Here is a 2563-nt window from a genome sequence, read left to right as displayed (position 1 = left end):
CGGAACGCCCGCCGGCACCTACACCGTGCGGGTGGCCAGTGGGACGCGGCGGGCCGCCGTACCGGTCGCCGTGTCACCGGCCCGGCCGACCACCGACCTGGCCCGGTCCGCGGCCCGGGTCACCGCCTCGTCGTCACGGACCGGCTTCCCGGTGTGCGGGGCGGTCGACGGCGACGCCGACCCGGCCCACTGGGGCACCGGCACCGGCTGGGCCGACGGCACCGGCCGGCAGTGGCCCGACTGGTACGCACTGGCCTGGTCCCGCCCCCAGCAGCTGACCCGCGTCACCGTGACCACGGTCGACTCACCGCAGTACCCCACCGCCCGGTACGGCCTGCGCGACTGGGACATCCAGCTGGCCACCCACACCGGCTGGCGCACGGTCGCCGAGGTCCGCGGCAACACCGCCCGGACGGCGAGCAGCACCTTCGCGACGCAGTCCAGCACCGCCCTGCGCATCGTCACCCACGCCGCGAACGGCACCGACGACCAGTCCCGCATCGTCGAAGTCGCCGTCTCCTGACAGCTCTGTCACTGCTCGCGCCACCCGAAGTCGGTCATGAGGCGCGGCTGATCGTGGGCGAGCCGCAGGGCGGCCAGACCCGACTCGGGCCGCACCAGCACTCCGGCTGGCACCCACGCCTCCAGCCCGCACAGGACGATCTCCACGAGCTCGGCGTCCGGTGACTCCTCGAGCCAGTACCAGGTGCGGTCGTGCAGGAGCGAGACCGTGCTGAACCCGTCGTGCAGGGAGACGATCAGCGCGTCGTCGCCGTCGTCGCCGTAGGTGAACACCGGCTCGTGATCGGGGCGGTACAAGGCGGGCAGCTCGTCCAGCGTGATGGTCCGGGACGCTGCCTGCGGCAGATGGGTCTCCATCGCGTACGGCATGAGTCGATCATAAGTTTTCCCTCGGACGGTCTGTCGACAATGGCCGGAGCCGCCCAGCATGATGTCCCGGAGGGGGAGACAGATGCCGGATCAGGCGTACGACGTGATTGTTGTCGGTGCACGGTGTGCGGGGTCGCCCGTCGCGATGCTGCTGGCCCGCCGCGGCTACCGGGTGCTCGTGGTGGACCGGGCGACGTTCCCGAGCGACACCGTGTCCACCCACTTCATCCATCCGCCGGGTGTCGACGCGCTGCGCCGGTGGGGGCTGCTGGAGCAGGTCACGGCCACGGGCGTCCCGCCGATCTCCCGGTACACGTTCGACTTCGGGCCGGTCACGCTGGCCGGGGCGCCCGGGACCGAGCACTCCCCCGTGGCGTACGCGCCCCGGCGGACCGTGCTCGACAAGATCCTGCTCGACGCCGCCGCGGCCGCCGGTGCCGAAGTCCGCGAGGGGTTCACCGTGGAGGAGGTACGGGTCGCCGACGGTGAGCCGGCCGAGATCCGCGGGCGGGACGCCGGCGGCTCGCCCGTGGTGGAGCGGGCCCGGGTGGTGGTCGGGGCCGACGGGCGCAACTCGGTGGTCGCCAAGGCCGTGCAGCCCCGGCAGTACCACGAGCTTCCGCCGCTGACCTGCGGCTACTACTCGTACTGGAGCAACCTGCCGACGGACGGAACGTTCGAGATCTACAGCCGGACCGGGCGCGGCTGGGCGGTCTGCCCGACCCACGACGAGCTCACCATGGTCATCGGTGGCTGGCCGTACGCGGAACTGGCCGAGCACCGCAACGACATCGAGGGCACCCTGCGGGACACGTTCGCGCTGGCGCCCGCGTTCGTCGAGCGGCTCGCCGGCGCCAAGCGGGAGAGCCGGTTCGTCGGCACGTCGGTGCCGAACTACTTCCGCACGCCGTTCGGTCCGGGCTGGGCGCTGGTCGGCGACGCCGGCTACAACCGGGACTTCATCACCGCCCAGGGCATCACGGACGCCTTCCACGACGCCGAGCTCTGCGCCGACGCGCTCGACCAGGCGCTGGGCGGCGCCCGGCCGTACGCCGAGGCGATGGGCGACTACTGGTCGACCCGCGACGAGCGGGTGCTGCCGATGTACGAGATGACCGCGCAGATCGCCTCGCTGCAACCACCGGACCCGCAGATGGTGCAGCTGCTCACGGCCGTACAGGGCAACCAGGAGGCGATGGACGCCTTCGCCCGGGTCAACTCGGGCGCCACGCCACCGGCGGAGTTCTTCGCCCCCGACAACATCGGCCGCATCATGAGCCAGGCAGCGCAGACCTGACCGCCGGTGGGTGGACCGGTCAGGTCGCGGTGCAGGTCACCGCCGGTGGGGTGTTGCTGCCGGTCCACGTGCCGACGAAGCCGAAGGTGGTGCTGGCCGCGGCGGCGAGAGCGCCGTTGTAGCTCTCGTTGCGGGCGGTCACCGCGGCCCCGCTGGTGGACAGCACGGCGTTCCAGGCCTGGCTGATGCGCTGGCCGTCGGCGAAGGTCAGGGTGACGGCCCAGCTCCTGATGGCGGTGGTCCCGGCGCTGACCCGTACCTCTCCTTGGAAGCCGCCGGCCCACTGACCGGCCGAGGTGTAGGTCGCCGTGCAGCCGGCGCCCGCCGGCGGCGGCGTGGTCGGCGGCACCGGGTTCGACGGGGACGGGGAGGGGG

At 72.7% G+C, this 2563-nt stretch carries 4 protein-coding genes; 2 read left to right on the top strand and 2 right to left on the bottom strand.

Translation table 11 applies throughout. The annotated features are described in order from the left end of the window. On the top strand, positions 1-523 hold a 523-nt coding region (locus AB0C29_RS43050), incomplete at its 5' end, for a hypothetical protein (protein WP_360833382.1). Positions 524-531: 8 nt separating this feature from the next. Here the strand turns inward: AB0C29_RS43050 and AB0C29_RS43045 are convergent. Continuing rightward, the gene (locus tag AB0C29_RS43045) at positions 532-891 is read right to left on the bottom strand and encodes a hypothetical protein (RefSeq protein ID WP_360833380.1); all 360 of its coding nucleotides are present in this window, start codon (positions 889-891) and stop codon (positions 532-534) included. 82 nt (positions 892-973) lie between these two features. Here AB0C29_RS43045 and AB0C29_RS43040 point away from each other — a divergent pair, with 82 nt between their 5' ends. Next, entirely contained in the window at positions 974-2188 is a 1215-nt protein-coding gene (locus tag AB0C29_RS43040; protein ID WP_360833378.1) for an NAD(P)/FAD-dependent oxidoreductase, read from the top strand. Between the two features lie 19 nt (positions 2189-2207). Here the strand turns inward: AB0C29_RS43040 and AB0C29_RS43035 are convergent. Beyond that, the coding region (locus AB0C29_RS43035; protein WP_360833376.1) for a cellulose binding domain-containing protein at positions 2208-2563 on the bottom strand (356 nt) is incomplete at its 5' end.

Origin of the sequence: Actinoplanes sp. NPDC048791 (assembly GCF_040650095.1) — a bacterium.
In the GTDB taxonomy this organism is placed as follows: Bacteria; Actinomycetota; Actinomycetes; order Mycobacteriales; family Micromonosporaceae; genus Actinoplanes.
The sequence above is the reverse complement of the archived record's forward strand: the minus strand, read 5'-3'. Positions and strand labels throughout refer to the sequence as shown.